Genomic DNA, 20,901 nt, shown 5'->3' with positions numbered 1-20,901 from the left:
GGCAATTCGATCCGGACTGGATGCGCGCGTATCAGCGCCGGTTGCTGTACGGCGGTGGCGCGGCGCTAGGCATCTTCATGCTGGTGTGCGCAGCCGCTGTCGCGCGAGGCGAGTTCAGCGACTACCAGGCTGCGTTGCGTACGCACTTCCTCACCGTGAAGTCGCAACTGCTGGTTCGCATGTCGGAAAACAACGCGCTGCTGAAGCAACAAGTGGCGACGGTACAAGGCGGATGGAATGAGCGAGCGCGTCCGACCCGGCTGACTGAGCAGGCGTTTGTCGATCAGGATGGGTTGATGATGCACGACGCCTACGAATTGGACCGGGCATACGCGCTGAAGGCCATCATCGATTCCGCTCATCCGGCGAGCGTTTATGGGCCGCTGCTCGCTTTGAGCGAACGGGTCTTCGAGAGCAGCCGGTGGGTGAAGAGGGCGCAGCCGCTGTCGAACGCGGCCTACATGATCGGCGCCGACGGCCGTTTCGTCACGCTGTCGCTCTACGTTACGTCCCCCTCGGCGTTGCGGCAGGCGCAGGCCGCACAACTGCCGTCGCTGCTGCCACAGGCGTGGCCGGACGTCGCGGCGATGGTGCGTGCCGCGGCGTCCGACCCGGAGCATGTGCCCGATGGCGTGATCTGGCTGCCGCCGCGCGCGGGTGTCATTACGGGGGAGCAGCGCGTGCGCGTTGCATCCTGGGCCTTCGATGGCCGTGACCGACCGATTGTGCTGATCGTTCAGACGATACGTCCCGAGCGCCTTTTGAACGAACTCGACGACGAATCGCGCGGTGGCGCGTTCGCGGTGGTCGATCATGCCGGGAACATCCTGCTGTCGGCGGCACGGCATGCCGATGCGGCGAACGTTGCGCACGCACTGGCCGGCGACCGTGTGAACGACATCGAACAACTGTTTCGCGACGGGCGCTTCGAGATTCGCGATGCGATTCCCGGTACCGATTGGACATTGGTCTACGTCTATTCGATACGAACCGTGATGCGCGGCGTCGCGGCTCGTATGTTGGAGATTGCCGGCGTCGCGCTATTCGGTTTGGCGTTCCTGTGGTGCGGGATCGTGCTGATCAACCGGCGCATTCTCGCGCCGTCCTACCGCAGTGCTTCGCGTCTGAAGGAAAGCGAGCAACTCAACCGCACGCTGATCCGCACGGCGCCGATCGGCCTCGCGCTGATCGGCGAAGCGAACGGCACGATGCTGCTGAGAAACGCAGCGATGGCGCGCTACGAGACCGCCGCGGCAGGCGAACCGCTGTCGCGGCAGATCTGGCGGACGTTCGCACAATCGCCCGATCCGCGCGCGCCGGGGCGGCGACGCGCCATCGTCGGCCGAGAGATCGCACTCGCGGGGGCGGGCGACGGCACGGAAGACACGCATCTGCTCGTCAACATCGCACGCGTCCGGTATCGCGGCGCGCAAGCGCTGCTCGCGACCGTCAACGACATCACCGCGCGCAAGCTGGCCGAGCAGTCGCTCGTCGAGGCCCGGCACGCAGCCGACCAGGCGAATCGCGCGAAGTCGGTGTTTCTTGCCACGATGAGCCACGAAATCCGCACGCCGCTCAATGCGGTGATGGGCAATCTCGAGCTAATGAAGCGCGGGCCGCTCGCCGATACGCAGCGCCGCCGGCTCGAGATCGTCGATTCGTCATCGTCCGCGCTGATGCACATCCTCAACGACGTGCTCGACTTGTCGAAGGTCGAGGCCGGGCAACTGCGGGTCGATGCCGTGCCGTTCGACTGCGCGGCGTTGTTGCGCGACGTCGTGGAATCGTTCCGGCCGCTTGCGACGGCGAAGGGGCTGCACCTCGGTTTCGACATCGCGGCAGACATGGCGCGATACCGGGTCGGCGATCCAATCCGGATCCGCCAGGTCGTCGCGAATCTGCTCGGCAATGCAATCAAGTTTACGGAGGCGGGCAGCGTCATGCTGTTCGCGGGCGGGCACGACGACGTCGAGATACGTGTCGTCGATACGGGGATAGGCATTGCGCTGCCGGCGCAATCGACGATCTTCGAGCTGTACCAGCAGGCCGACGATTCGATCCATCGCAAGTACGGCGGCACGGGCCTGGGTCTTGCGCTATGCCGGCGGCTCGTCAATGCGATGGGGGGCGAGATCGTGGTGCGCAGCGCGCCGGGCGAGGGCAGTGCGTTTAGCGTTCGCATCCCGCTGCCGATGGCCGATGACGTGCCGGCCGGCGATCTCTACGACGATGCGGTCGGCGATTCTCCCGATGCGGTCTCGCTCGCGGGAGACGGGGACATGCCGCTGCGCGTGCTCGCCGTCGAGGATCATCCGGCGAGCCGGCTGCTGCTGGCGGACCAGTTCCGTGAGCTCGGCGCCGATGCGACGATCGTCGAAAGCGGCGGACAGGCGCTGGCGGCGCTCGAGCGCGGCCGCTTCGACGTCGTGCTGACCGATCTCGGCCTGCCTGACATGGACGGCTGGACGCTTGCGGCCGCGATTCGTGAGCGCGATGTGCAAGTTCGCGTCGTTGCGATGACGGCACACGTCGGTCCGCGGGAAGAGCAGCGCTGTGCGGCTGTCGCGATTCGTGTACTGCTGCCGAAGCCCGTCTCGTTGCGTGCGCTGGCGCGGGCGCTTCGCGCGCAAGGTCGCGTCGGATTTGTGCACTCGGCGGAGGACCGCCCGGCAATGCCGAAAACCGTGATGGCCGCGATGCGCCAAGTCACGCTGGCTTCGTTCGAATCGATCGAGCGCGCGCTGGCAGGACGCGATACCGATACGGTCGTACGTGAGCTACATGCGCTGAGCGGTGGTTTCCTGTCGGTCGGGCATGGCGTGCTGGCGGAGCTGTGCGGTGGGCTGCAACAAGTCGTGCATGACGAAGGTCTCGGCGTTTTCGCTGAATTGTGGCCCGCGTTGCGCGGCGAACTGACCGACGCGCTCGATGCGCTGAGGAGCCACGACATACCGGCGCCCTGATTTCATCGCATTTCCGAAACGCGATACCGCAGATTTCAACTTCTCCCGGATTCGGATGTCGTAGCGCCGGCTACATACCGATGTCGCACGTTTCATCGGTTTCCCGTCATTCAGCGTTGAAGGAACAGGCCTGAAGCAGCAGGGCGCTTACGCTCACCCGCGGGCCTTCGCGGACCGCCGCTCAGTTCCTGCTTTTGATGCGATCTCCAGAATCGCCGTCTCCATGTCAGCCGCCGTGAATCGGCGCGGTTTCCTGGTGCCGGGTTGCGCTTCGTTTCCCCGCACCGGAAGCCCTCGATGCGTTCGCGACGGCGCGATCCCGATCCGCCGGCTGTCGCGCTGCGCTTGAAACGCTTGCGCCACTCGCAGCGCGTGGCTCGGGCGCTTGTGGTCCACGATTGCGCCTTGATCGACCTCGGCCAGCCGGCCCCAGAGCTTATCGCAAGCCAATGTCGACCCGAAATCTGAAGCTGCCGTCGGTGCGGCGCGCAACTGCGCAGGCGTGAGCGGTCGAACGATGCACCGTGCTTCACGTTCGACGGTGCGCCGTTCCGCCATATCGCGCGATCAGATATCCATCGAAAAAATAACCATTTGGTACACGCTTCGGCGCGCTTTACAGTTTCGCCTCATGCCGGCTGCGAAGCCGGTCGTTCCGACGTTATTTCAGAATTTCGCCACATGAATCGTTTGATGCGTTCCAGGGTCCGCCGTGCCGCGGCCGCGCTGTTCGTGCTCGGCCTCGCGCCGGCTTCCCATGCGGCTCAGCCGACGTTGCGCGTCGGCATCGACGCCGAGTCGTATCCGCCGTTCTTTTCGAAGGACGCGGCCGGCAAGTGGAAGGGCTGGGAAATCGACGTGCTCGACGCCGCGTGCGGCAAGCTGAACGTGCGGTGCGAACTCACCGACATTGCATGGGACGGCCTGATTCCGGCGTTGCAGAACCGCAAGATCGACGTGATCTGGTCGTCGATGACGATCACCGGCGAACGGCAGAAGGCGATCGATTTCAGTCGCGCGTATTACGAATCGCCGACGGTGTTCGTCGGCGCGAAAAGCGACCGGCGCCGCGTCGATTGCGCGGTGCCCGCGAGCTTCAAGGGCCGCGTGATCGGCGTCGAGGCCGGCACGAACTTCTCGGCGTTCCTCGACTCCCGCTTCAAGCCGGATGCGCAGATCAAGGCGTTCGACAAGTTCGACAACGCGCTCGCGGATCTGGTGTCCGGCCGTGTGGACTACGTGCAGGAAGGCAAGGGGCTGTTCACGGCATTCCTCGCGTCGCGCGACGGCAAGGACTTCGAGGTCAAGGCGACGTGCGCGGACAACCCGGTGCTGGGCCTCGGCATCGGCGCGGGTGTGCGCCAAGGCGATGCGCTGCGCGGCAAGCTGTCGACCGCGATCGCGCAACTGCAGCAGGATGGCACGTGGGATGCGATCACCGCCCGCTATCCGAACCTGAAGGGCACGATCGAGAAGGGCCGCTGACGCGATGGCCGCTGACGATTCGCTGCTCGCGTTGCTCGCATTCGGCGACGGCGGGTACGGCCGCGTGTTCGCGGGCGCATTCGCGCTGACGTTCGGCGTCGCGGCAGCGTCGTTCTGCACCGGCGTGCTGCTGGGCATCGCCGGCGCGCTCGGCAAGCTGTCGCGCCACGTGCCGCTCGCGTGGCTGGCGCGGCTCTACACGACGCTGGTGCGCGCGCTGCCCGAGCTGTTGTGCCTGCTGCTCGCGTTCTATGCCCTTGCACCTGCCGTCGAGGTCGCGCTGCACCGCGGCGGTCTGGTGCCCGACGGCTTCGCGTTCCCGCCGTTCCTGGTCGCTGCGCTGTCGCTCGGTTTCATCCAGGGAGCTTATCTGACCGACATCTTTCGCGCGGCGCTCGTCAACGTGCCGACCGGCCAGGTCGAAGCCGCGCACGCATACGGTATGACGCCGTGGCAGACGTTCACACGCATCCGGCTTCCGGCCGCCGCGCGGCTTGCGTTGCCGGGCGTCGGCAACGTGTGGCTGAACGCGACCAAGGATGCCTCGTTCGTCAGCGTGCTCGGCTCGTTCACGGATCTGCTGAAGGCAAGCCAGCTCGCGGCCGGCGCGACGCGGCACTACGTATTCTTCTATCTGGTCACGGCTGCGCTGTTCCTGCTGCTGAGCATCGCGTCGACGGGCATTTTCGCGGCGCTCGAGCGGCATGCGAACCGTGGCACGAGGCGCGCAACCGCATGATGTTCTCGCTGCCGTTCCTGTTCGATACGGTGATGCCGAAGCTGCTCGCCGCAGTGCCGACGACGCTCGCGCTGACGTTTTTGTCGGGTGCGGCCAGCGTGCTGCTGGGCGTGCCGCTCGCGCTCGCCGCCGGCGCGCGCCATGCGCCGCTGCGCTGGTCCGCGCGCGGCTGGATCATGTTGATTCGCGGCACGCCGCTGCTCGTTCAGCTTTATTTGCTGTACTACGGATTCGGTCAGATCGTGCCGCGCGAATGGATGCGCGACAGCTGGGCATCGCCGCTGCTGCGCGACGCGTTCTGGTACGCAACCGTCGCGTTGAGCGTGAACGAGAGCGCGTATGTCGCGACGATCCTGCGCGGCGCGATCGCCGGCGTGCCGGCCGGCGAGGTCGAAGCCGGGCACGCATACGGAATGACGCGCATTCAGGTGCTGCGCCGCATCGTCGGCCCGCGCGCGTGGCGGCTCGCGCTGCCCGCGCTCACCGGCGAGGCGATCCTGCTGCTGAAATCGACCGTCCTCGCGTCGACCGTGACGGTGTTCGACGTGATGGGAACGGCCAATACGCTGCGCTTCGAGACGTTGCGCGTGTACGAACCGCTGGCCGGCGAGGCGATCCTGCTGCTGAAATCGACCGTCCTCGCGTCGACCGTGACGGTGTTCGACGTGATGGGAACGGCCAATACGCTGCGCTTCGAGACGTTGCGCGTGTACGAACCGCTGGCCGGCGCGGCTGTCGTCTATGTCGTGCTCGTCGCGCTGCTCACCATCCCGGCCGCTCGCTTCGAGCAGCGTGTCAATCGCCATCTGACGCGCGCCCCCGACGCTCGCGTGCCTGTACGCCGCCGCCGCGCGTCGCCGGGCGCGTGGGCGGCACCCAACTGATTCCTGCCCTGGTAACGAACCCGACGATGTCCGATCCTCGCCCCTTGCTGTTTTCCCTGTATGAACAAGCCAGCGTCGGCTGCGGCGGCGCGCCGAGCCTGTGGACCCATCCCGCCGACGAACGGCTGCGCGCGAATACGCTCCCGTTCTGGTCGAACCTCGCGCGCACGGCCGAGCAGGCCGATCTCGACATGCTGTTCTTCGCGGACGTGCTCGGCCTGTACGACGTCTATGGCGGATCGGCCGACGCAGCGGTCCAGTGGGCGGTCGAGGCGCCCGCGAACGATCCGATGATGCTGATTCCGGCACTTGTCGCGCAGACCGAGCGGCTCGCGTTCGGCGTGACCGCGAGCACGACCTACGAGCATCCGTTCGCGCTCGCGCGCCGCTTCAGCACGCTCGATCACCTGAGCAACGGCCGGATCGGCTGGAACATCGTGACGTCCTACCTGACGAGCGCGGCGCGCAACTTCGGGCTCGACCGGATGATCGGCCACGACGAACGCTACGCGCGCGCCGAGGAGTTCCTCGACGTCGTGTACAAACTGTGGGAAGGGAGCTGGGCGGACGATGCGGTGGTCGCCGACAAGCACGTGCCGCGCTATGCGCGCGGCGACCGCGTGCGGCCGATCGCGCACGAAGGCACGCACTACCGCGTGCAGGGGCCGCACGTCTGTGCGCCGTCGCCGCAACGCTCGCCCGTGCTGATCCAGGCCGGCTGGTCCGGGCGTGGGCGCGAATTCGCGGCGAAGCACGCGGAGGTGGTGTTCGTCGCGAAGTCGAATCCGCACGAGATTCGTGCGGGCCTCGACGAGATTCGCCGGCTCGCGACGGAGCGCGGCCGCGCGGCGGACGACGTGAAGTCGCTGACCGTGCTGCGGATCGTGACCGCGCGCTCGTCGAGCGACGCGAAGGAGAAATACCACACGCTGCAGCAGCACTACCACCAGCACGCGCAACTCGTCAGCTATGCGGGCGACACCGGCATCGACATCGACCGCTATGCGGACGACGAACCGTTAACGACGCAGACGGAAGGGTTGACGTCCTACGTCGTGCGGCCCGACGGCAGCGGCAAGCCGCTCACCGCTGGGGACGTGCGGCGCAAGTTTGCGAGCGTCACGCGCGGCACCGATCTGATCCTCGTGGGCTCGCCCGACGAGGTCGCCGATCAGCTCGCCGAGCATGCGCGGCAGTCGACGACGAGCGGCTACATGCTCAATCCGCTGGTCAGCCCGGGCACGCTCGACGATTTCGCCGAGCTGATCGTGCCGGAACTGAGAAAACGCGGCCTGTATCGGACGACGTCACCGGCCGGTACCTTCCGTTCGCGGCTGAGCGGCCGCGACCGCCTGCCGGACACCGCGCATGGCGCGTCGTTCCGGCAATCCGTATCCGACGGACGGTGACGAGCCGGGCGATGCCGCCGCCGGCCGGCGCCGTATGCACGAGCAGCGATCCTTATCACCGCAGCAGATAAACGTATCCGAATCGCTTCGTTGACGCAGTCCGGCACGCCCTCGTAGATTCGCGTTTTGACCTTACCAGGGGCCCGTGCCGTGACGACTACCGCCATCCGCGACGCCGCAACGCTTTCCGCCGGGCATCCCGCCTTGCGGCCGGGCGGCGCGGCCCAGCACTTCGACATCGTGCCGTTCGACGCGCCGCTCGGCGCCGAAGTGATCGGCCTCGACCTGTCGCGACCGCTCGACGCCGACGATTTCGCGCGTATCCATCGTGCCCATCTCGATCACCACGTGCTGGTGTTTCGCGACCAGATCATCACGCCGGACGAGCACATCGCGTTCAGCCGCCGCTTCGGCCCGCTGCAGATTCACGTGCTGCACCAGTTCGCGCTTGCCGGCCACCCGGAAGTGCTGATCGTGTCGAACATCGTCGAGAAAGGCAAACCGGTCGGGCTCGGCGATGCCGGCCATTTCTGGCATTCCGACCTGTCGTACAAGGAAAAACCGAGCCTCGGCTCGCTGCTGCACGCGCAGGAACTGCCGGCGGAAGGCGGCGACACGTTGTTCGCCAACATGCATCTCGCGTGGGACACGCTGCCGGCCCACTTGCGCCGCGCGGTCGAAGGGCGGCGCGCCGAGCATACGTATCTCGCGCGCTATGCGGAACTGCAGGCGCGCAGCCCGTGGCGGCCGAACCTGTCGCCCGAGCAGATCGCGCAGGTCGCGGCGGTCGTTCACCCAGTCGTGCGCACGCATCCGGAAACCGGCCGCAAGGCGCTGTTCGTCAGCGAGCATTTCACGACGCGGATCGTCGGGCTGCCCGACGACGAAAGCCGCGCACTGCTCGACGAGTTGTTCGCGCACAGCGTGCGCGCCGAGCACCTGTATCGACACGCATGGCGCGACCACGATCTCGTGTTCTGGGACAACCGCTCGCTGATGCATCTGGCCGCCGGCACGCCCGACCACCTGCGCCGCAAGCTGTACCGCACGACGATCGAAGGTGACGCGCCTTTCTGAGTTGCACGCGCATCCTTCATATCAGCCCCTTCCCGACTGGAGTTCCGATGTCGTTTTCGTTTTTGCCGGCGCGCCGCGCGCTGGCGGCCACGCTCACCGCCGCGCTCGCTTTCGCGGGTGCGGTGATCCCGCAAGCCGCGCACGCGGAGGGCCGCATCCGCATCGCCGAGCAATTCGGCGTCGTCTACCTGATGCTGAACGTCGCGCGCGACCAGCAACTGATCGAGAAGGAAGGGCGCAAGGCCGGCCTCGACATCAAGGTTGACTGGGTGCGACTGTCCGGCGGCGCGGCCGTGAACGACGCGCTGCTGTCCGGCGCGGTCGACATCGCGGGCGCGGGCGTCGGGCCGCTCTTGACCGTGTGGGACCGCACGCGCGGCCGGCAGAACGTGAAGGGCGTCGCGTCGCTCGGCAATTTTCCCTACTACCTCGTGAGCAGCAACCCGAACGTGAAGACGATCGCCGACCTGAGCGCGAAGGACCGCATCGCGGTGCCGGCGGTCGGCGTGTCGGTGCAGTCGCGCGTGCTGCAGTATGCCGCTGCGAAGCAGTGGGGCGACAAGCAGTTCGACAAGCTCGACGCGCTCACGCAGGCGATTCCGCATCCCGACGCGACGGCCGCGATTCTCGCGAACAGCAACGTGATCACCGGCCACTTCGGCAATCCGCCGTTCCAGGAGCAGGAACTTGCCGGCAATCCGAATGCGCATATCGTGCTGAATTCGTATGACGTGCTGGGCGGCCCGAGCTCGGCGACCGTGCTGTACGCGACCGAGAAATTCCGCAACGACAATCCGAAGACCTATCGCGCGTTCGTCGCCGCGCTGGCCGACGCCGCACGGCAGATCGCGGCCGATCCGGAGCGCGCGGCCGATACCTATATTCGCGTGAACGGATCGAAGATCGATCGCGCGCTGCTGCTGAAGATCCTGCGTAATCCGCAGGTGCAGTTCAAGACCGCGCCGCAGAACACGTTGCCGCTCGCGCAGTTCATGCATCGCACCGGCGCGATCCGCAACGAACCGAAGTCGTGGCGCGACTACTTCTTCGACGATCCCGCGACGGCCGGCGGCAGTTGAGCGGCGCCGATGTTGCGACGTCGCGATCGACGCTTATGCGTCGGCGCGGTTTCGATATGCGCAATCGATGGTTGGTCCGCACGATACGCGGCCGTATGTTGATGCTTTTCCCGCAAGAGATTCGATCGTGAACGCCACTTCTCCCCGAACCTGGTTGCCGCCGTATGCGGCACGTGGCGGCGCGTCGCCGGCCGCGTCCGTCGTGCCCGATACACGTGCGGAGGACCGCTCGGCCACGCACTCCGCGCCGGCCGGCGCGCACAGCGAACGCCAGTTGGCCATCGACCAGGTCAGCCTCGAATACCGCAGCGGCGCGCGGATCGTTCGCGCGACGCATCAAGTGAGCTTCGACGTGTACGGCAGCGACCGCTTCGTGCTGCTCGGCCCGTCGGGGTGCGGGAAGTCGACGCTGCTGAAGGCGATCGCCGGCTTCATCGAGCCCGTCGCGGGGTCGATCGCGCTCGACGGCCGGCCCGTGCGCGGGCCGGGCCCCGACCGCGTCGTCGTGTTCCAGGAATTCGACCAGTTGCCGCCGTGGAAGACGGTGGTCGAGAACGTCGCGTTTCCGTTGCGCGTTGCCGCGAAGCTGTCGCGTGCCGAAGCACGCGAGCGCGCGCTGCACTATCTCGACAAGGTCGGGCTGAGCACCTTTGCCGATGCGTATCCGCATACGCTGTCGGGCGGCATGAAACAGCGCGTCGCGATTGCGCGGGCGCTGGCGATGCAGCCGCGCGTCCTGCTGATGGATGAACCGTTCGCCGCGCTCGACGCGCTCACGCGCCGCAAGATGCAGGAGGAACTGCTGCGGCTGTGGGACGAATTCCGCTTCACGCTGCTGTTCGTCACGCACTCGATCGAGGAGGCGCTCGTGGTCGGCAACCGGATTCTGCTGCTGTCGCCGCATCCGGGCCGCGTGCGCGCGGAGCTCAACAGTCACGAACATTCGCTCGAGAACGTCGACACCGGCGACTTCCGCGACAACGTCGCGCGAATTCATCGCCTGCTGTTCGACACCGCCGCACCGCACGTACCGACGACGGAGGATGCCGCATCATGAGCACGATCGATTCGGCCCTGCCGCCGCTGCCGCCCGTGCGCGACGAATACACGCGCTCGCTCGACACGCTGCCCGACGCCGAGCGCGCGGCGCCGGCGCCGCTGCTGCACCGCATCGCCGGTGCCGCGTGGTTTCGCCGCGGCGTCATCGCGCTCGTGCTGATCGCCGTATGGGAGATCGTCGCGCGCATCGTCGCGAACGACCTGCTCGTGCCGACCTTCGGCGCGACGCTGGCCGCATTCGTGCAAGGCATCGAGTCGGGCGAACTGCTCGTCAAGACCGGCATCTCGATGTCGGTGCTGCTGCGCGGCTATGCGCTGGGCGTGCTGCTGGCGTTCGCGCTGACGTCGCTCGCGGTGTCCACGCGCATCGGTCGCGATCTGCTGACGATGCTCACGTCGATGTTCAATCCGCTGCCGTCCATTGCATTGCTGCCGATCGCGCTGCTGTGGTTCGGGCTCGGCACCGGCAGCCTGCTGTTCGTGCTCGTGCATGCGGTGTTGTGGCCGCTCGCGCTCAGCATGTACACCGGCTTCGCCGGCGTGCCCGCCACGCTGAAAATGGCGGGGCGCAACTACGGGCTCACGGGTCTGCGCCAGATCGCGCTGATCCTCGTGCCGGCCGCCCTGCCGTCGATCCTGGCGGGGCTGCGTGTCGGCTGGGCTTTCGCGTGGCGCACGCTGATCGCGGCCGAGCTCGTGTTCGGCGCGAGCGCGGGGCAGGGCGGGCTCGGCTGGTACATCTTCCAGAACCGCAACGAGCTGTATACGGATCGCGTGTTCGCGGGCCTCGCTGCCGTCATCGTGATCGGGCTGCTGGTCGAGAATCTGGTGTTCGATACGCTCGAACGCGCGACCGTGCGGCGCTGGGGCATTCAGCACTGAGACGTCCGGACGCGATCAATCCCGGCGCGTGCATAACGTAAGCTGAAATCGGCTTTTCACGCGCAGCGGGTGGGTCCCTATACTTGCGGACGGCGCGTAACGTACGCCGTGTAACGGATGCCGCGTCGCGCGCTGCCGCGACGTTCCCCGAACGACCCGAACAAGGACCTGCCGAATGACTGCCCGTGACGCCGTCGATCCGCGCGACGCATTGCGCGACGCGCTCGCCGCGCTGCCCGATCTTGCGACCGCGATCGGGCAGGATGCCGCACAGCGCGAGGCGCGCCGCGAACTGCCGTTCGAAGGCTTCGCGATCTTCCGGCGCTCGGCGCTGGGCGCGCTGCGGATTCCGGTCGAGCGCGGCGGGCTGGGCGGCACGCTGGTCGACCTGTTCGATACGATCGCGACGCTGGCGGCCGCCGATTCGAATCTCGCGCACGCGCTGCGCATCCACTACGACCAGACCGAGACGCTGCGGTTGTCGCCGCGCACGGCGTTCAACGACGTGCAGCTCGAGCGCGTGCTCGGTGGCGCGATCTTCGGCGGTGCGTCGACCGAGCGCGGCACGTCGCGCCCGGGCGAGAACACGACCGTGCTGCGGCGTGACGGAGATCACTACCGCGTAACGGGCCGCAAATACTATTCGACGGGCACCGCGTTTGCCGATTTCGCGCGCATCAACGTCGAGAACGAGCAGGGCGACGCGCTCGCCGTGATCATCCCGGTCGCGCGCGACGGCGTGCAGGTGCTCGACGACTGGGACGGCATGGGCCAGCGCATGACCGCGAGCGGCAGCCTGCTGCTGCACGACGTGCAAGTGTTCGCGAATGAAGTCGCGGTGCGAGACGGCTCGACGCTCGTCGGCCGCCATTGCGGCGCGCTGCGGCAGCTGCATCTCGTCGCGACGGCCGCGGGCATTGTGCGCAACGTGGTGGCCGATGCACGCAGCTACGTGCTGACGCACGGCCGGCCGGTGCTGCACAGCCCGGCGCCGAGCGCGCGCGACGATCACTTCATTCAGCAGATCGTCGGCGAACTGTCCGCGCACAGCCACGCGATCGATGCGCTCGTGCGCGACAACGCGGCGGCGCTCGACCGCTCCGCCGATGCGATCGAGGCCGGCGACGCCGATGCGCACGAACGCGTGCTCGACAGCGCGCTGGCGACCGCGCGCACGCAGCTGATCGTCGGCAAGCTCGCGCTGCATGTGGCCGAGCGGCTGTTCGAGGTCGGCGGCGCATCGGCGACCGCACGCGTGCACAACCTCGATCGCCACTGGCGCAACCTGCGCACGATCTTCAGCCACAACCCGCTGCTGCACAAGGCGCGCGTGATCGGCGACTACGACCTGAACGGCGTGACCACGCATCTGACCGAAGGACGCGTGTTCTGATTCCGCCGCATCCGCGGCCCACTTTCGGGAAACCTCACGATGACGATCCGCACCGGCCATCTGCACCTCGGCGCGTTCCTGTATCCGACAGGCCATCACATCGCCGCATGGCGCCATCCGGATTCGCACGCGGACGCCGGCGTCGATTTTCGTCACTACGTCAGGCTTGCGCAGGCGGCGGAGGCCGCGAAGTTCGATCTCGTGTTCCTCGCGGACGGCGTCGGCACGCGCGGCGACGACGTCGAGTTCCTGAGCCGCACCGCGCACAGCTACGTCGCGCAGTTTGAGCCGCTGACGCTGCTGTCGGCGCTCGCGGCCGTCACCGAACGGATCGGCCTCGTCGGCACCGCGTCGACGAGCTTCAACGAGCCGTTCCATATCGCGCGCAAGTTCGCGTCACTCGACCACATCAGCGACGGCCGTGCGGGCTGGAACCTCGTCACGTCGTCGAGCGTGCACGAGGCGCGCAACTTCAACCGCGACGCGCATTTCGAGCATGGCGAGCGCTATGCGCGCGCGGAGGAATTCGCCGACGTCGTGCGCGGGCTGTGGGACAGCTGGGACGACGACGCATTCGTGCGCGATCGCGCGAGTGGCCGTTTCTTCGATCCCGACAAGCGCCACATGCTCGATCATCGCGGCCGGTTCTTCCAGGTGCGCGGGCCGCTGAACGTTGCGCGCGCGCCGCAGGGCCATCCGGTCGTCGTGCAGGCCGGGTCGTCGTCGGCCGGCACGCGGCTGGCCGCGCGCACGGCCGAGGTGATCTTCACCGCGCAGCAGACGCTCGACGACGCGATCGCGTTCTACGCGGACGTGAAAGGGCAACTTGCCGCGTTCGGGCGCGACCCCGACTCGCTGAAGATCATGCCCGGCGTCTTTCCGGTGGTTGGCCGCACCGAAAGCGAAGCGAAGGAAAAATTCGACGCGCTGCAGGCACTGATCGACCCGAAGGTCGGGCTCGCGCTCGTGTCGGGGCTGACGGGCGGCGTCGATCTGTCCGGCTATCCGCTCGACGGCCCGATCCCGCCGTTGCCGGAAACCAATGCGAGCAAGAGCCGGCAGACGCTGACGCTGGACCTCGCGCGCCGCGAGAACCTGACGATACGCGAACTCTATCTGCGGGTCGCGGGTGCGCGCGGTCATTGGCAACTCGTCGGCACACCGGAGCAGATCGTCGATGCGCTCGAGGAGCGCTTCGTGCAGTACGGCGCGGACGGCTACAACGTGATGGCGCCGACGTTGCCCGGCGGCCTCGACGATTTCATCGAACTCGTGCTGCCGGAGCTGCGTCGGCGCGGGCTGTTTCGCAGCGACTACGCGGGCCGCACGCTGCGCGATCATCTCGGGCTGCGGCGGCCCGCGCGGCGCGCATTTGCCACTTCCCCGGCGGTGGCGGCGTCTGCGGATTCGAGGGCCCCGGTTGCCTGAACTCAGCGCCTCAGGCCCGCTTCGCGCAGCAGCGGCAGCACGCGCGCGCCGAAGAAATCGAGATCCGGCTTGAAGTCGTAGAAGCTCAGCTGAATGCCGTCGATGCCGGCCCGATGCAGCCGCACGATGTAATCGGCGACTTCGTCGGGCGAGCCCGTGATCGAGATGTTGCCGCCGATCGCGCGCGCGGCCGCCTGCGAGCGGTGCGCGAAGCCGCCGCGCCACGCATGGGCATCGCTGTCGAAGCGGTGAAAACTCCCTTCGTCCGCATGCGCGACGATCGCATCGCGATACGCGCGCGCTTCCGCCGCCGTTTCGCGGCAGATCACGAGCGGGTTGAGCAGCGTGCGGATCGTCCGGCCGCGCGCGGCCGCGGCCGCCTTCACGCGGGCCGTATGCGCGGGCAGTGCGTCGAGCGCGAGATCGACGTCCGGGCCGGCGGGGCTCGTGACGAACACGATGTCCGAATAGCGGGCCGCGAAATCGATGCCCGCATCGGAGCCCGTCGCGTTGATCAGCAGCGGGCGGCCGTATTGCGGCTTCGGCGTGACGAACGCGCCCGAGAGCCGCCAGCTCGACAGCGCGGGCGCGTAGCTGAAATTGTCCGGTTGCGCCCACAACTGACTGACCGCATCGACGAATTCGGCGGCCATTTCGTAGCGTCGGTCGTGCTCGATCCGGTTCCAGCCGAACATCTCGTGTTCGATCGCCCGGTGGCCGGTCACGACGTTGATGCCCCAGCGTCCGCGCGAGATGTGGTCGAGCGTCGCCGTGAACTTCGCGAAATGCAGCGGATGCCACGGACCGTACAGCACGTGGCTCGTCGCGACGAGGATGATCCGCTCGGTGCGCGCGGTAAGCGCGGCCAGCGTCATGAACGAGTCCAGCGCGTGGCCGTCGAATACGCCGCCGTAGCCGCCTTTCGGCAGCCACTGCGACAGCGCGAACACGAGATCGAAGCCCAGCGCCTCGGCGCGTGCGACGAGCGCGGCGTTGTAATCGAACGTCCAGTCGGTCGTGCGCGGCAGCGTCGATGCGCTCCAGCCGCCGGCCTGGATCGGCAGGAACAGGCCGAGCATCAGCGGCTGCGCGAGCACGCGCGACGCGGGGCTATCGGGGAAATCGGCCGGTGAGCGGACGTCGACGAACGGCGTCGGCGTGAACCCGGCGTCGGCACGGGCGAGGTCGGAAGTGTCAGTCAAGATGGGCTCCATGCGACGCGCGCCGGCGTCGAGCGAAAGCATTGCGCGTACCGTGTCGGCAGTCGGCACGCACTGGTTTCCGGCATGCCGGCACATGCGTCGTGTCGCGTCACAGCCGCCCCGGCCGCGGGTCGGGCACGAAGCCGTCGCGGTTCGGCATCTGGATGCGCGGCAGCGTGCGCGCGTCGAGCGTCGCGTCGTCGGGCACGATGCCGTTCAGGTGCAGCACGTATGCGGTGACCGCATAGACGTCGTCTGCGCTCAGCGATTGCGGCGCGTTGTACGGCATCGCGCGGCGGACGTAATCGAACAGCGTCGTCGCATAAGGCCAATAGCTGCCGACCGTTTTCTTCGGCTTGGCACCGGCGAGCGAACCGCTGCCGCCGACGAGCGGATCACCGATGCCGCCCTGGCCGCTGGCGCCGTGACACATCGCGCATTTGTCCGCGAACACGTGCGCGCCGCGCGCGACGGTGCCCGCGCCGCGCGGCAGGCCGCTGCCGTCGGGCGCGACGTCGATGTCCCAGGCCGCGATCGCCGCGCGGTCGATCGGCCGACCGAGACCGAAGCCGGCGCCGAGGGCCGGCAACGCGATCGTGGCGATCGCTGCCGACACGACGGCGTACGACACGAGCAGACGTGCAAGCGGCCTACGCATTGCGCACCTCGCCGTCCGCGCCGACACGCCAGTTCTGGATGCCGTTGTAGTGGTATTGCGAATTGACGCCGCGTGCGGCGACGAGCGCATCGCGGGTCGGCTGCATGTAGCCCGTTTCGTCGGTTGCGCGGCTTTGCAGGTCGGCCGGCTCGCCGTTCCAGACCCAGTCGGCCTCGAAGCGCGTCAGCGCGCGATCGCGCACGTCGCCGGCGAGCCGCGCGGCGCGCCACGTGCGGCCGCCGTCGATCGACACGTCGACCGCGCGAATCCGGCCGCGCCCCGACCATGCATAGCCACTGATCGGGTAATAGCCGCGCGACGCGAGCCGGTGGCCGGCGGACGGCCGCGTGATCACCGATTTCGCGTCCATCTCGAACACGAACTGGCGCGCGCATCCGTTTGGCAGCAGGCTCGTGTACTTCGACGTTTCCTCGCGGGTCATCTCCGGCGCGCGTACCAACTTCAGCCGCCGCAGCCACTTGATGTTCGTGTTGCCTTCGAAGCCCGGCACGATCAGCCGCACCGGATAACCGTTCTCGGGGCGCAGCCGCTCGCCGTTCTGCGCATAGACGACGAGCGCGCGCTCGAGAATGCGGTCGAGCGGCAGGCTGCGCGTCATCGCCGCGCCGTCCGCGCCTTCCGCGAGCAGCCATTGCGCGGCCGGGTCGATGCCGGTTTCGTCGAGCAACGTCGACAGCCGCACGCCGGTCCATTCGCAGCATGACAGCAGCCCGTGCGTGAACTGGACCGGCAGCCCGCTCGGGCCGTTCCATTCGCTGCCGGTGTTGCCCGAGCATTCGAGGAAGTGGATGCGCGATTCGGACGGAAAGCGCAGCAGGTCGTCGACCGTAAAGACGCGCGGCTCGCGCACGAGCCCGTGCACGACCACGCGATGGCGCTGCGCGTCGATATCGGGCACGCCCGCATGATGGCGTTCGTACACGAGGCCGTTCGGCGTGATGTCGCCGAACAGGTCGGCGAGCGGCGTCATCGACGAGCCGGAGCCGGGCAGGGCAGGCGAGCGCGCGCTGCGGCGAATCACGTCGCGTTCGTGCTCGCCCGGCACGCCGTACGGCGGCGACAGCAATGGTGCGCCCGGCGTGCGCGTCCACGGCGGGATGTCGAGCGGCGCGAGCGTCTGGCTCGCGAGCGCGCCGCCTGCCGGCAGCAGCGCGGCGGCCCAGCCGCCAGCGAGCTGGCGCAGTGCCGTGCGGCGCCCGGTGCGGTGTGGGCGGGAAGCGTTATCGGTCATCGGCGAAGCCATGCCGCGCGTGGCGCGGCAGCATCCGGAAAAACGGACATTGTCGGCAACCGGGCGCGGCGCGACAAACAACGATTCCCGCTTTGCTTATCGCGCCGCGCGCGTGTCATGTTGGACGCACGTTCAGAACTTCACGCGCAACCCGCTGACGACCGCGACCTGACGGTTCGTCGACGACGCGCTGCCGATGTTCGAGATCGCCGCGATCTTGCGATAGCCGCCCGACGTCGCGGTGCTCGCATCGCCAGCCGCGAGCTGGTAGATGCCGGACAGATAGATGTCGGTGCGCTTCGACAGCGCATAGTCGAACCCGAGCGTGAATTGGTGCCAGCGCGGCTTCAGCGTCTGGCCGCCGGTGCCCGGCAAGCCGCTCGCACGTCCGTCGGTGAACGTGTAGACGCCGATGAGCGTCGCCGCCGGCGTGATCTGGTAGCGCCCGTTTACATCGTAGTTGTTGAACTTGCGCGACGAGCCGTCGACATAGTCGAGTTGCGTGTGGCTCCACGCGAAGCCGAGCGTCGCGCGGCCCAGTGCGTAGTTCGCGCCCGCGACGCCGATCTGTTGCTTGCGCACGCCGCCGTTCAGCCCGTAGAAGAATGCGCCGCTGTAGTCGTTGCCGGTCGTCGTGGTCGCGCCGCCCACCGCGCCGCTCGTGTTCGACGTCGCGTTCGGGTGATTCAGCCGCACGTAGCCCGCGCCGGCCGAGAACGGGCCGTTCACGTAGTTCGCCGACATGCCCCATGCGTTGTTGTTCGAGAAGCCGGTGCCTGCGCCACCGTTCGCCTGGTTGCTGAAGGCGTAGAGCACGTCGGCCGTGAAGCCGGCGATCGTAGCGCTGCGGAACTTCACCGCGTTGTTGATGCGGAAGCTCTGGTTCAGGTTATCGTTGTCGCCGACGTGGGTTGCCGGCGACCAGAAGCCGGAACCCGAGTACGGCGCGACGAGGTCGGTGATCGGCTCGTACTGGCGGCCGAACGTCAGCGTGCCGAGGCCGGCCTGGTTCAGGCCGACGTACGCGGAGCGGCCGAACAGGCGGCCGCCCTGACCGAGCCCGCCGTCGCTCGGCCGGAATCCGCCTTCAAGCGTGAACACCGCCTGCAGGCCGCCGCCGAGATCCTCGCTGCCTTTGAGGCCCCAGCGGCTGCCGCTCAGCTTGCCGCTCGTCTGCTGGATGTTGCTCGCGCCGCCCTGGTTGTTCGTATAGGCGAGCCCGGCGTCGACGACGCCGTACAGCGTGACGGAACTCTGCGCATGCGCGCCGATGGAACCGATCGAAACCAAACCCAGGACTACCGATTTCTTGATCATGAATATCCTCTGTTTTTATGGGTACGTCTGCGAGGATCACGATGCTATTGACTTCGGCGTGGTCGGCGAACACTCGTTCCGTACTTTGCAATTCGCTGCGCGAACGGATTGCAATGCGCGTCGATGCCCGCCCGGCGCACGCGCCACGATCGCGTCCGGCTCGCTTGCTGCGGCGAACGCATTGGTATCGATGGCAAACGCCGGGCGACCGCAACGTGCGCTCGCGCCCATATCGATCGATGAAATCGTTCGATGCCGCGCCGAAGTTCGTCTCGCTGACGATGTGTTTACGCAACGCGGCACTGTGAGGCGCACGGCAGATGCGGTATGCGCGCCGGCATATCGATTCCGCAAAATGTTCGTAGGGCCGCACGATGCGAGGCGGTAGAGTCGGGCATCCGGCCGTGATCCGGCCTGCGCCGGACGCCATGCATGCAGAGTGCATGCATGCCGGCCGAACCGTGAACATGGGAGCCGTGTGAAATGAGTCGGGATGTGCTGTTTCTGCTGGAACCGGGCTTTGCCGATCCGAAGTATCCGGGGCGACACTTCGTCTGTCCGCATGGGCTGGCGATCGAAGGGCTGCTCGCGAGCGCACCCGATCGGGCCGGCCGTGTCGACGTGCGCCGCGTCGGTTTCGAACGGCCGCGGCACGCGGTGATCGACGCGCTCGACGACGCGCATCAGGGCCTGCCGGTGCTCGTGCTCGGCAGCGCGCAACCGGCCCCGGACGATGCGCAAACGCTCGGCGCGGTGCGCTTCGTCACCGATCCGCGCCGGATTCTCGACCTGCTGGCCGAGCGCCACGGCTTCCCGGCGGTGCATTGACGCACGTCGGCCGTCGCGCGCGGCGGCTTCCTTTTTTCCATTTTCCTTGAATCGACAGGAGCATTCGATGGCGCCAACTTCGGCGGCGCGCCGCCGCCTGCTGTTCGCCGGCGCCGCGCTCGCGACGTCACCTGTAATCGCGCGGGCCGCGCTTGCCGCGCCGGCCGCCAGCACCGATCTGGCCGGCACCACGTTGCGTGTCGCGACCTACAAGGGCGGCTGGCGTGCGTTGCTGCAAGCGGCCGGGCTAAGCGACACGCCGTACCGGATCGAGTGGCGCGAGCTCAACAACGGCGTGCTGCACATCGAGGCGCTGAACGCGGATGCGCTCGACATCGGCTCGGGCAGCGAGATTCCTGCGGTATTCGCCGCGCGGCAGAAGGCCAGCGTCCGGTTCATCTCGCGCACGCGCGAAGACCTGAACAACCAGGTCACGCTCGCGCGCAAGGAAACACCGATCCGCAGCATCGCGGACTTGAAGGGCAAGCGCATCGGGTACGTGCGCGCGACGACGTCGCACTATTTCCTGTACCGGCAGCTCGCGGAGGCCGGTCTCGGGTTCGACGACATCCATCCGATCAACCTGTCGCCGACCGACGGGCTGTCCGCGTACGATCGCGGCGATCTCGATGCGTGGGCCATCTACGGCTACAACGGCCAGCTCGCGCGCAATCGGTATGGCGCCCGCGTGCTGAAGACGGGCAAGGGCTATCTGTCCGGCAATTTCCCGGTCTATGCGAATCCGCGCACGCTCGACGATCCGCGCCGGCGCGCGGCGACCGGCGATCTGTTGCTGCGGTTCCAGCGTGCTTATGCATGGGCGAACGGGCACTTCGATGCGTATGCGCGCGTGCAGAACGGCGAGACGCGTGTGCCGGTCGCCGATCTCTCCGCGATGTTCGCCCAGCGCAGCGACGACTACGCGCTGCTGCCCGTGACGTCCGACGTGGTCGCGCAGCATCAGCAGGTCGCGGACGTGTTCGCGCGGATCGGCGTGCTGGATGGTCCGGCGAATGTCGCGCCGTTCTGGGATACGTCGTTCAATGCGTTGGTGGCGTCGGCGTGAAGCGGTGGAAGGTGGATGGGCGTCATGCGCGATGCATGACACGACGGCCAGGCGCGTGCGCCGAAGTTCGTATCTGGAAAACGTCGTCGCGACCATGATGCCGAACACCAGGCCGAGTGCGATGCCGGACCGTCAGGCCCAGCCGTTGTGCCGTGCGGCCAGGCTTCAGGCCCAAATCCG

18 protein-coding genes are annotated in these 20,901 nt (G+C 67.6%); 14 read left to right on the top strand and 4 right to left on the bottom strand.

Annotated features, from left to right (window positions below):
- Nucleotides 1–20 precede the first annotated feature (20 nt).
- The 11 genes from ACV22V_RS25455 to ACV22V_RS25405 all read left to right on the top strand — a co-directional run bounded on the left by ACV22V_RS25455 (nt 21) and on the right by ACV22V_RS25405 (nt 14,398).
- Nucleotides 21–2,963 (top strand): ATP-binding protein, encoded by a 2,943-nt coding sequence (locus tag ACV22V_RS25455; RefSeq protein WP_448015853.1) that lies wholly within the window; start codon nt 21–23, stop codon nt 2,961–2,963.
- Between the two features lie 681 nt (nt 2,964–3,644).
- Complete coding sequence (locus tag ACV22V_RS25450) at nt 3,645–4,448, top strand: transporter substrate-binding domain-containing protein (protein WP_059700922.1); 804 nt, start codon at nt 3,645–3,647, stop codon at nt 4,446–4,448.
- 4 nt (nt 4,449–4,452) lie between these two features.
- On the top strand, nt 4,453–5,187 hold the full coding sequence (locus tag ACV22V_RS25445; protein ID WP_059690538.1) for an ABC transporter permease: 735 nt from the start codon (nt 4,453–4,455) through the stop codon (nt 5,185–5,187).
- Nucleotides 5,184–6,071, top strand: a complete 888-nt coding sequence (locus ACV22V_RS25440; RefSeq protein ID WP_448015852.1) for an ABC transporter permease subunit — start codon at nt 5,184–5,186, stop codon at nt 6,069–6,071. Before ACV22V_RS25445 ends, ACV22V_RS25440 begins: the two co-directional genes overlap by 4 nt.
- A gap of 26 nt (nt 6,072–6,097) precedes the next feature.
- Nucleotides 6,098–7,480 (top strand): LLM class flavin-dependent oxidoreductase, encoded by a 1,383-nt coding sequence (locus ACV22V_RS25435; protein WP_059536327.1) that lies wholly within the window; start codon nt 6,098–6,100, stop codon nt 7,478–7,480.
- A 150-nt stretch (nt 7,481–7,630) separates the two neighbouring features.
- Nucleotides 7,631–8,557, top strand: coding sequence for a TauD/TfdA dioxygenase family protein (locus ACV22V_RS25430; RefSeq protein WP_448015851.1), 927 nt, complete (start codon nt 7,631–7,633; stop codon nt 8,555–8,557).
- Between the two features lie 47 nt (nt 8,558–8,604).
- Nucleotides 8,605–9,636: an ABC transporter substrate-binding protein gene (locus ACV22V_RS25425; protein WP_448015850.1), complete on the top strand. Its 1,032-nt coding sequence runs from the start codon at nt 8,605–8,607 to the stop codon at nt 9,634–9,636.
- A gap of 67 nt (nt 9,637–9,703) precedes the next feature.
- Complete coding sequence (locus ACV22V_RS25420) at nt 9,704–10,693, top strand: ABC transporter ATP-binding protein (RefSeq protein WP_448015849.1); 990 nt, start codon at nt 9,704–9,706, stop codon at nt 10,691–10,693.
- Nucleotides 10,690–11,577, top strand: coding sequence for an ABC transporter permease (locus ACV22V_RS25415; protein WP_448015848.1), 888 nt, complete (start codon nt 10,690–10,692; stop codon nt 11,575–11,577). Before ACV22V_RS25420 ends, ACV22V_RS25415 begins: the two co-directional genes overlap by 4 nt.
- A 175-nt stretch (nt 11,578–11,752) precedes the next feature.
- Nucleotides 11,753–12,970, top strand: a complete 1,218-nt coding sequence (locus ACV22V_RS25410; protein WP_448015847.1) for an acyl-CoA dehydrogenase family protein — start codon at nt 11,753–11,755, stop codon at nt 12,968–12,970.
- A 39-nt stretch (nt 12,971–13,009) separates the two neighbouring features.
- Nucleotides 13,010–14,398 carry an LLM class flavin-dependent oxidoreductase gene (locus tag ACV22V_RS25405; RefSeq protein ID WP_448015846.1) on the top strand — a complete coding sequence of 463 codons (1,389 nt, stop codon included), beginning with the start codon at nt 13,010–13,012 and terminating at the stop codon, nt 14,396–14,398.
- A gap of 2 nt (nt 14,399–14,400) precedes the next feature.
- On the opposite strand, the gene ACV22V_RS25400 is transcribed toward ACV22V_RS25405, so the two are convergent.
- From ACV22V_RS25400 to ACV22V_RS25385, 4 genes are all read right to left on the bottom strand, one after another.
- Nucleotides 14,401–15,612: an LLM class flavin-dependent oxidoreductase gene (locus tag ACV22V_RS25400; protein ID WP_448015845.1), complete on the bottom strand. Its 1,212-nt coding sequence runs from the start codon at nt 15,610–15,612 to the stop codon at nt 14,401–14,403.
- 97 nt (nt 15,613–15,709) lie between these two features.
- On the bottom strand, nt 15,710–16,258 hold the full coding sequence (locus tag ACV22V_RS25395) for a c-type cytochrome (protein WP_448015844.1): 549 nt from the start codon (nt 16,256–16,258) through the stop codon (nt 15,710–15,712).
- Nucleotides 16,251–17,510 carry a sulfite dehydrogenase gene (gene soxC / locus ACV22V_RS25390; protein ID WP_448015843.1) on the bottom strand — a complete coding sequence of 420 codons (1,260 nt, stop codon included), beginning with the start codon at nt 17,508–17,510 and terminating at the stop codon, nt 16,251–16,253. Before soxC ends, ACV22V_RS25395 begins: the two co-directional genes overlap by 8 nt.
- A 132-nt stretch (nt 17,511–17,642) precedes the next feature.
- Nucleotides 17,643–18,827, bottom strand: a complete 1,185-nt coding sequence (locus tag ACV22V_RS25385) for a porin (protein ID WP_448015842.1) — start codon at nt 18,825–18,827, stop codon at nt 17,643–17,645.
- On the opposite strand from ACV22V_RS25385, the gene ACV22V_RS25380 reads away from it, so the two are divergent.
- The 3 genes from ACV22V_RS25380 to ACV22V_RS25370 all read left to right on the top strand — a co-directional run bounded on the left by ACV22V_RS25380 (nt 18,826) and on the right by ACV22V_RS25370 (nt 20,721).
- Entirely contained in the window at nt 18,826–19,215 is a 390-nt protein-coding gene (locus ACV22V_RS25380; protein ID WP_156437207.1) for a hypothetical protein, read from the top strand. The two genes, ACV22V_RS25385 and ACV22V_RS25380, sit on opposite strands and share 2 nt — an antisense overlap.
- Nucleotides 19,216–19,310: 95 nt before the next feature.
- Nucleotides 19,311–19,655 carry a DUF3088 domain-containing protein gene (locus ACV22V_RS25375; protein ID WP_448015841.1) on the top strand — a complete coding sequence of 115 codons (345 nt, stop codon included), beginning with the start codon at nt 19,311–19,313 and terminating at the stop codon, nt 19,653–19,655.
- A gap of 67 nt (nt 19,656–19,722) precedes the next feature.
- The gene (locus ACV22V_RS25370; RefSeq protein ID WP_448015840.1) at nt 19,723–20,721 is read left to right on the top strand and encodes an ABC transporter substrate-binding protein; all 999 of its coding nucleotides are present in this window, start codon (nt 19,723–19,725) and stop codon (nt 20,719–20,721) included.
- Nucleotides 20,722–20,901 lie beyond the last annotated feature (180 nt).

It is taken from the genome of Burkholderia sp. AW33-5 (genome assembly GCF_053427615.1).
This window is presented reverse-complemented; position numbering and strand designations above follow the sequence as displayed.

What these genes read in the sequence shown, in the direction of transcription:
- ACV22V_RS25455 (WP_448015853.1), top strand. Translation starts at nt 21, where the DNA reads ATGCGCGCGTATCAGCGCCGGTTGCTGTACGGCGGTGGCGCGGCGCTA.
- ACV22V_RS25450 (WP_059700922.1), top strand. Translation starts at nt 3,645, where the DNA reads ATGAATCGTTTGATGCGTTCCAGGGTCCGCCGTGCCGCGGCCGCGCTG.
- ACV22V_RS25445 (WP_059690538.1), top strand. Translation starts at nt 4,453, where the DNA reads ATGGCCGCTGACGATTCGCTGCTCGCGTTGCTCGCATTCGGCGACGGC.
- ACV22V_RS25440 (WP_448015852.1), top strand. Translation starts at nt 5,184, where the DNA reads ATGATGTTCTCGCTGCCGTTCCTGTTCGATACGGTGATGCCGAAGCTG.
- ACV22V_RS25435 (WP_059536327.1), top strand. Translation starts at nt 6,098, where the DNA reads ATGTCCGATCCTCGCCCCTTGCTGTTTTCCCTGTATGAACAAGCCAGC.
- ACV22V_RS25425 (WP_448015850.1), top strand. Translation starts at nt 8,605, where the DNA reads ATGTCGTTTTCGTTTTTGCCGGCGCGCCGCGCGCTGGCGGCCACGCTC.
- ACV22V_RS25420 (WP_448015849.1), top strand. Translation starts at nt 9,704, where the DNA reads ATGGTTGGTCCGCACGATACGCGGCCGTATGTTGATGCTTTTCCCGCA.
- ACV22V_RS25415 (WP_448015848.1), top strand. Translation starts at nt 10,690, where the DNA reads ATGAGCACGATCGATTCGGCCCTGCCGCCGCTGCCGCCCGTGCGCGAC.
- ACV22V_RS25410 (WP_448015847.1), top strand. Translation starts at nt 11,753, where the DNA reads ATGACTGCCCGTGACGCCGTCGATCCGCGCGACGCATTGCGCGACGCG.
- ACV22V_RS25405 (WP_448015846.1), top strand. Translation starts at nt 13,010, where the DNA reads ATGACGATCCGCACCGGCCATCTGCACCTCGGCGCGTTCCTGTATCCG.
- ACV22V_RS25400 (WP_448015845.1), bottom strand. Translation starts at nt 15,612, where the DNA reads ATGGAGCCCATCTTGACTGACACTTCCGACCTCGCCCGTGCCGACGCC.
- ACV22V_RS25395 (WP_448015844.1), bottom strand. Translation starts at nt 16,258, where the DNA reads ATGCGTAGGCCGCTTGCACGTCTGCTCGTGTCGTACGCCGTCGTGTCG.
- soxC (WP_448015843.1), bottom strand. Translation starts at nt 17,510, where the DNA reads ATGACCGATAACGCTTCCCGCCCACACCGCACCGGGCGCCGCACGGCA.
- ACV22V_RS25380 (WP_156437207.1), top strand. Translation starts at nt 18,826, where the DNA reads ATGAATATCCTCTGTTTTTATGGGTACGTCTGCGAGGATCACGATGCT.
- ACV22V_RS25385 (WP_448015842.1), bottom strand. Translation starts at nt 18,827, where the DNA reads ATGATCAAGAAATCGGTAGTCCTGGGTTTGGTTTCGATCGGTTCCATC.
- ACV22V_RS25375 (WP_448015841.1), top strand. Translation starts at nt 19,311, where the DNA reads ATGAGTCGGGATGTGCTGTTTCTGCTGGAACCGGGCTTTGCCGATCCG.
- ACV22V_RS25370 (WP_448015840.1), top strand. Translation starts at nt 19,723, where the DNA reads ATGGCGCCAACTTCGGCGGCGCGCCGCCGCCTGCTGTTCGCCGGCGCC.